Source organism: Candidatus Nanopelagicales bacterium (assembly GCA_028687755.1).
GTDB lineage: Bacteria > Actinomycetota > Actinomycetes > S36-B12 > S36-B12 > UBA11398.
In genome coordinates, this window is the sequence record JAQTZL010000019.1 from 1 (window position 1) to 7,071 (window position 7,071).

Below are 7,071 nucleotides of genomic sequence, written 5' to 3' on the forward strand. Positions count from 1 at the left end.
TTTCATGCTGTCAGCCCTAAGCTCGCACGCGCAGGAAGGTGAGTCGTTGATGAATAGCATTGAATCCATCAGCGCCAGCAGTGAAAGCGGGAAACAGGTAATTAGAGTTGGGTTGAAAACTCCTCCAAAGGGGCAGCCTGCTGCTTTTACTATCAACACCCCACCGCGCATCGCGTTTGACTTTCCTGATACCGAGAATGCTATGGGTACAACCATGCAAACCTTTGGCGAGGGAGACCTGCGTAGCGCGAATATCGTACAAGCCGGCAATAGAACACGCTTGGTGATCAATCTGGCTCAAATGGTTGGCTACGACACGCGAGTGGATGGGAATGACATCCTGATCACCTTGCAGCCCAAGGGACTGGGAGGTGGTGCAGAGCCGGTAGCCGCAGCACATTTTGCGGATGCAACTGCTAACGAACAGATGCACAGTTTGCGGGATATAGATTTCCGCCGCGGTAAGAATGGGGAGAGCCGAATTCAGATAGATCTGTCCGATGCGGATATTGGCATTGACATCAAGCAACAGGGGCGTGCGCTGATCGTCGATTTTCAGCGTGCGACACTACCTCGAAATTTACAGCGCAAACTCGATGTGTCTGATTTTGCGACGCCGGTACAAATGATCGATGCATTTGTTCAGGGAGGTAATGCACGACTTTCGATAGAACCCAAAGGACTTTGGGAGTATTCGGCATATCAAACAGACAATAAGTTTATCGTAGAAGTTAAGGCAGTCGCAGAAGACCCAAATAAGCTTGTGAAGGGAAATGCACCTGGGTATTCCGGTGAAAAACTGACTCTGAACTTCCAGAATATTTCTACTCGGGAGGCGCTAAGCGTCATAGCAGACTTTACCGGGCTGAACATGGTGATCAGTGACACAGTATCGGGCAGTCTAACCTTGAGATTGAAGGATGTGCCGTGGGATCAGGCCTTCGAGATCATTCTGCAAAGCCGTGGGTTGGACATGCGCAAGAACGGCAACGTCATTCAAGTGGCTCCGCGCGAGGAGATCGCTGCCAAGGAGAAAATTGAATTTTCTGCGCGGCAGGAAATTGATGAATTGGAGCCTCTGCGTACGGAGAATTACGAGCTTGCGTATGCCAAAGCGGCTGACATAGTAAAGTTGATTTCAAGTGAGAAACAGAAAATCCTCTCCAATCGGGGGAGTGCAAACTTCGATCAGAGAACAAATATGCTGTTTGTGAAGGACACTCCTTCAAGCCTAGAGGAGGTTCGCAAACTGGTAAAGCTGGTTGATGTCCCTGTTAGACAGGTGCTAATTGAAGCGAGGTTTGTCGAAGCAGGGGAGACGTTCAACCACACGCTAGGGGGGCGCTTGGGCTACACAGGGCCAACAGTTGGAGTGGGTGGGGTGGGTGCAGTTAGGGGCAATGTGTCAGGAGGCAGCCTAAATTTGCCTGGGGCCACTTCGGGTTTAGGTGGTCTGACTATGTCGCTGTTTAATGCTGCTGCTACGGAAACCTTAACGCTGGAATTAAATGCCTCGGCAATCGACGGAACAACGAAAAATATCGCAAGCCCGCGCGTAGTGACAGGAGATAAAACTCCTGCAACTATTGAGTCAGGGGTTGAGGTGCCGTACTTGCAGGCAAGTAGTAGTGGGGCGACAAACGTGGCCTTCAAAAAGGCAGTTCTTGGTTTGACGGTAACGCCGCAAATCACTCCTGAGGATAGCGTAACCATGAAGATTAGTGTGAGTCAGGACTCGGTGGGTAACATTTACTCAGGTGTTCCTAGCATCAATACTAAGAAAGTGGATACTCAGGTGCTGGTCGAGAATGGCGGGACGGTTGTAATCGGGGGGGTGTACACACAAGATGTCTCAGACTCAACTTCGGCGGTTCCTGGCTTGGCTGACATTCCAGTGCTGGGGTGGATGTTCAAGACAAATACCAAGGTAAAGAGTAAGAAAGAGTTGCTGGTTTTCATTACACCAAAAATTCTTAAGGACACTTTAGGCGCAAACTAACTAAAGTGGATTGTCCAGAACAAAAGCCCGGCAATCCCGGGCTTTTGTGTTTAATGTGAAGCACGCAAATTCCGCTACAATCCTGTCCCATGAAACCATTGGAAGCAAACAAGTCCGATACGGGCAACATTATTTTGATTGGTATGATGGGGTCTGGTAAGACTACCGTTGGCAAACTGCTGGCTAAGCAATTGCACAAGGAATTTGTAGATTGCGATGACGAAATTCAGCGCCGCACTGGTGTAACAATAACGCACATATTCGATGTGGAAGGGGAGGCGGGATTTCGAGTAAGGGAGACGGCTGCGCTCGAAGAGCTAATGCACAGGCAAAATATTGTATTGGCCACAGGAGGGGGCGCTCCCCTGAGTGAACGCAATCGAGAACTGCTAAAGCGAGGTGGCGTGGTTGTATATCTGAAGAGTAGTGTGCATGATTTGTGGCATCGTACTCGACATGATCACAGTAGACCACTATTGCAAACAGCGGATCCAAGAGCAACGCTGCAGCGGTTATTTGAAATACGGGACCCAATCTACAGCAGCATAGCTGATATCGTGGTGCATACCGGCAAACAGAATGTGCAAATACTATTATCCAGATTGCAGGAGTTGATCTCAGGATATCAAACCTCAATTCCCCCCGCATTGGAAAGAGATCAGTAATGCAGACATTGAATGTAGGACTAGGCGAACGCAGCTATCCAATCTACGTTGGTGACGATTTGCTTCGTGTGGAGCACCTGCTGTCCCCCTTTCTTTTTGGAAAGCGAGCAATAATTGTCAGTAATACTACAGTTGCTCCTTTGTACATGGAAATGCTGGTCGAAGGGCTCACAAAGCAGGGGGTGCTATGTGATCGCATCGTGCTGCCTGATGGCGAAAAATTTAAGAACTCAAAAACGATGGATATCATCTATGAGGGCTTGCTGAGGTCTCATAGTGAGCGCACGACTCCTATTATCGCGCTGGGCGGAGGTGTGGTTGGGGACATGGTGGGATTTGCAGCAGCTACATACCTGCGCGGAGTTCCGTTTATACAAATCCCAACTACGCTACTTGCTCAAGTGGATTCGTCGGTGGGAGGCAAGACAGGCATCAATCACCCTCTGGGGAAAAACATGATTGGCGCATTTTACCAGCCGAGGGTGGTCTTGGCGGATACGCGGACTTTAGACACTTTGCCTGATCGTGAGTTATATGCAGGCCTTTCCGAAGTAATCAAATATGGTTTGATACGGGATTTGCCGTTCCTAGAGTGGCTGGAGCAGAACATGGAAAAACTGCTACAGAGAGATAAGGATGCCTTGCAGTATGCAATAGTACGTAGTTGTCAGAATAAGGCGGAAGTCGTCGGAAATGATGAACGCGAAAGTGGCGAGCGCGCCCTCCTGAATCTGGGGCACACGTTTGGCCATGCAATCGAGAGTGGAATGGGGTATGGTGTGTGGTTGCACGGTGAAGCTGTTGCGGCCGGGATGATGATGGCGGCTGACTTATCGCATCGTATGGGTTGGCTGCAATCGGAAGAAGTGGGGCGTATAGGCAGCTTGCTTCGTTGTGCGAAGCTGCCAGTAAAGGGGCCAAGAATGGCCGCTGAAAAATACCTGGAATTAATGGGGCTAGACAAGAAAGTTGCGGCAGGCAAGATTCGTTTTGTCTTGTTGAAAAAGCTGGGGAAAGCTGTAATGACTGGAGACGTTCCGGAACCACATGTGATTGATACGATCGAGGCTTGCTGTGAATGAACGACAGCTGGCGTCTTACGCGGTAAGAGAAAGCGAGCGCGGCAGGAAGTTTTCGGAACCAAGCCCCTCTGGCCGGAGTGAATTTCAGAGAGATAGAGATCGCATTATTCACTCCAGCGCATTTCGTAGACTTGAATACAAGACGCAAGTATTTGTAAATCACGAGGGCGATCTATTCAGAACTCGCCTCACACATAGTATTGAAGTCGCTCAAATCGGGCGATCTATTGCTCGCTGTTTATCCCTGAATGAAGATTTGGTTGAGGCAATATCTCTTGCGCACGATCTAGGCCATACTCCATTCGGGCATGCCGGGCAGGATGAACTCAATGCTTGTATGTCCGAGCACGGCGGATTTGAGCATAATCTGCAATCTCTACGTGTTGTAGATTTTCTTGAAGAGCGTTACGCAGCATTTGATGGACTAAATCTGTGTTTTGAGACACGAGAGGGCATATTGAAGCATTGCTCACGTGCGAATGCCGAAATCATTGGTGATGTTGGTGAACGGTTCTTGTCTGGACAGCGCCCACTTCTCGAGGCACAGGTGGCTAATCTTGCAGATGAAATCGCCTATAACAATCACGACATTGATGATGGGTTGCGTTCAGGTTTGCTCGAACTCGAGCAGATGGAGGGGGTGACCCTTTTTGCTGAACATCTAAATGAAGTCAGGCGTAACTGGCCGAATCTAGCAGATAGGCGGATTGTCCATGAAACTGTCCGTCATATGATAAATACACTAGTGACAGACGTGATTAAGCAGACAAGGTCAAATATCGCCAAGCACGACCCACAATCTCTCAAAGCAGTTCGTGCTGCTCCAGCGCTGGTGGACTTTAGCCCGGCAATGCGTAAGCTAAACGATGAGTTGAAATTGTTTCTTCGTATCAACTTGTATCGACATTATCGAGTTATGCGCATGAGCGCCAAAGCTCGGCGATCGATTCGGGATTTATTCTGCGCATTTACTGAAGATCCCAGCTTGCTCCCACCGAAATTCCGGGTGCAGGAAAAAGAGCAACTTCCCCGCGCTGTGGCGGATTACATTGCAGGTATGACGGACCGATATGCAATCAAAGAATACCGGCGGATATTCTCAATAGAGGAGTTCTGAGGCGGTCACTCTTGCGTGTGCGAGAGTGACCGCTTCGCACTAATTAAATGGCGAGTCAGGGAGTTGGCAGGGTGAGGTCGTATCAGTTGTAGAAGGCACCAATGGAAGCTCCAAGGACGACGTTGACGAAGATCCCTGCACTTGTGTTGTTGCGCGAAGACGAACTACTAACCAGCTTGCATATTGTTTTAAATATATCCAATTGAAAGTTGCTGTCCCATCGACACCAGTTGTTACTGTGGACGGTACTGAGCCAGCAGAAGAGGGTACAGGCCAAAGCATTCCGTCAGGTAATCCTCCTGTGCCATCTGTGTCCTCCCCAGCATCCTTAATCAGGTTTTCATTGCCATCTTCGTTTGAATACGGGCCTGTGCCGGTAATCGCGCACGTTGTATCGCGCACGCCCTTGTAATACTTAATTGGCCAGATGGAAATCGAAACAACAGCCCCAGAAACGGCATTGCCATTTGAATCGGTAACCATGACTGTAACGGGGAGCTGATAAGCGGTATCAGAGTTGACAATCGAAAGTTTTGTCCCTGCGCCCAGCGCAATTGATCCTGCAGTGCCACCGACAGTGATGGGTGTGGTAGAAGAGATAGCTGATCCCACAACAGTAGCTTTGATCGCAGCGTTCTGATTTGTGGAGGTACCTGCAGTGAAGGTTGTTTGTGCCCTTCCCATCTGTGTGGTGGCCGAGCTGGTACTGTCAGTCGTAACAACGACAGGGCTGAGCGATTCGCCTGACCCGGAGGAGTTTACAAGTTCGAACAGGACAGGAGCGCCTCCGACTGGGTTGTTGGAGTTGTCGCGCACAATAGCAGTTAGCAATGCGGTGCTCTGATTCGCGCCAGAACTGGGCTGAAGAACGGAGACGCTGGATTGCAGTGTGATAGTGGACGCGTTAGCTGTGGGCGAAGTGATAGAAAAGATAAACGAGGCAGATGTAAGCACATTGCCACTGGCATCCAGAGCATCAATCTGCACGTTAGCATTGCCAGCACTATTGCCTGGTACAAAGGTTTGTGTGTCAGTAGTGCCAGCGCGGGCAACTGTCAACGCATTATTTCCATTTGCAAGCCAAGATCCTAGTGTCGAGGCATACCGAATACTGGCAATCGCGACGCCACCTATGGCGCTAGGCACATTCAAGGTGACTGTCTGGTTGGTGCCAATGGCAACCGCAAATGGAGAGGAAGCAGGCGTACTGACTGAAAAGGCGCCGCCAGATGGATTAATGGTAATTGATTTGGTGGTAGAGGCGCTCGCGGTGGCGCCGGTCGAGTCCATCCACTCTATCAATACATCAACGATGCCAGCAGCTGTTCCGGTCAAATCTACAGTGGCGCTCCCAGTGCTGTCAGTTGTGGCAGTTGTTGAACTGAGCGTTCCGCTACCAGTGCTTGAAGATGCAATAGAAAACTTCAAGGACTGGCCAGAAACTGCTACTGCGCCAGAATTTTTTGCGGAAATTGAAATTGTAATCGGAGAGCCTGCAGCTGCGGCAGTTGTGGTTGTAGTCGCAGTTAAAGTCGATCCGGTAATCTGAATTGGAAGGCTAGAGCTGATAGCTGTTCCGTTGACAGTTGCTGTTACAGTTGCCGTGCGATTAACTCCTGAGGTTCCCGCTGAAAAGGTGAATGTTGCTCGTCCATTCGCATCAGTTGTGGCTGTGGCAGGGGATAGCAAGCCGGTTGTGCTGGAGAAGTCTACAACCTGGCCTGAAAGAACAGCATTGCTAGAGGAAAGAACCGTGGCTGTAATGGTTGCTGAACTAGAACCGTCACTTGTTACGCTAGTAGAAGAGGTGGAAAGCTGGACAGAGGCTGCGCTTGTGTTACCTGTGGTTGTAGTTGAGATTGCGCTTCCTCCACATCCTGCCAGAGTCAGCGTGGAAATTATAAAGGCAGAAAGAAGCTTCTGCTGAGTCAAGAAGATGGTTCGCACGGAAACCCTCCAGAAAAGTAAAGCGCCCAATTTCGCCCTATTGCGAAAGTGCATAAGGTACATTCTATAACCCCTAGTTTTAATTACGCAACTTAATTATTGGCCTATATATGGGCGAAGGAGTGCCGGATGCGGGGCGTTGGAATGTTGCCCTGCAATGCTGGAACGGGTAACATCGCCGCCCTTTTGAAAAAATTACCGGAAAGCAGCGGTCTTTGGCTGCTAAGTCGTAACGATTAGGTGAGGAACAAGGTGAACAAT

General features: G+C 49.6%; 7 protein-coding genes. 6 read left to right on the forward strand and 1 reads right to left on the reverse strand.

Features of this window, described 5'->3' with window-relative positions; translation table 11 throughout:
- From pilQ to PHN51_12565, 4 genes are all read left to right on the forward strand, one after another.
- On the forward strand, window positions 1–1,999 hold a 1,999-nt coding region (gene pilQ, locus PHN51_12550), incomplete at its 5' end, for a type IV pilus secretin PilQ (GenBank protein ID MDD2819607.1).
- 89 nt (window positions 2,000–2,088) lie between these two features.
- Window positions 2,089–2,664: a shikimate kinase gene (locus PHN51_12555; GenBank protein ID MDD2819608.1), complete on the forward strand. Its 576-nt coding sequence runs from the start codon at window positions 2,089–2,091 to the stop codon at window positions 2,662–2,664.
- Window positions 2,664–3,746: a 3-dehydroquinate synthase gene (gene aroB, locus PHN51_12560; GenBank protein MDD2819609.1), complete on the forward strand. Its 1,083-nt coding sequence runs from the start codon at window positions 2,664–2,666 to the stop codon at window positions 3,744–3,746. The genes PHN51_12555 and aroB overlap by 1 nt, the downstream gene beginning before the upstream one ends.
- Window positions 3,739–4,863 carry a deoxyguanosinetriphosphate triphosphohydrolase gene (locus tag PHN51_12565; GenBank protein MDD2819610.1) on the forward strand — a complete coding sequence of 375 codons (1,125 nt, stop codon included), beginning with the start codon at window positions 3,739–3,741 and terminating at the stop codon, window positions 4,861–4,863. The genes aroB and PHN51_12565 overlap by 8 nt, the downstream gene beginning before the upstream one ends.
- A 39-nt stretch (window positions 4,864–4,902) precedes the next feature.
- Here PHN51_12565 and PHN51_12570 read toward each other — a convergent pair whose 3' ends face one another.
- Window positions 4,903–6,009, reverse strand: coding sequence for a hypothetical protein (locus PHN51_12570; protein MDD2819611.1), 1,107 nt, complete (start codon window positions 6,007–6,009; stop codon window positions 4,903–4,905).
- A 28-nt stretch (window positions 6,010–6,037) separates the two neighbouring features.
- Between PHN51_12570 and PHN51_12575 the strand changes: the two genes are divergently transcribed.
- Complete coding sequence (locus tag PHN51_12575; GenBank protein ID MDD2819612.1) at window positions 6,038–6,412, forward strand: hypothetical protein; 375 nt, start codon at window positions 6,038–6,040, stop codon at window positions 6,410–6,412.
- 30 nt (window positions 6,413–6,442) lie between these two features.
- Window positions 6,443–6,790, forward strand: coding sequence for a hypothetical protein (locus tag PHN51_12580; GenBank protein ID MDD2819613.1), 348 nt, complete (start codon window positions 6,443–6,445; stop codon window positions 6,788–6,790).
- Window positions 6,791–7,071: the final 281 nt, after the last annotated feature.

Bases quoted from the DNA above. Each gene is read 5' to 3' on its own strand.
- aroB (MDD2819609.1), top strand. From the start codon at position 2,664: ATGCAGACATTGAATGTAGGACTAGGCGAACGCAGCTATCCAATCTAC.
- PHN51_12575 (MDD2819612.1), top strand. From the start codon at position 6,038: ATGGCAACCGCAAATGGAGAGGAAGCAGGCGTACTGACTGAAAAGGCG.
- PHN51_12555 (MDD2819608.1), top strand. From the start codon at position 2,089: ATGAAACCATTGGAAGCAAACAAGTCCGATACGGGCAACATTATTTTG.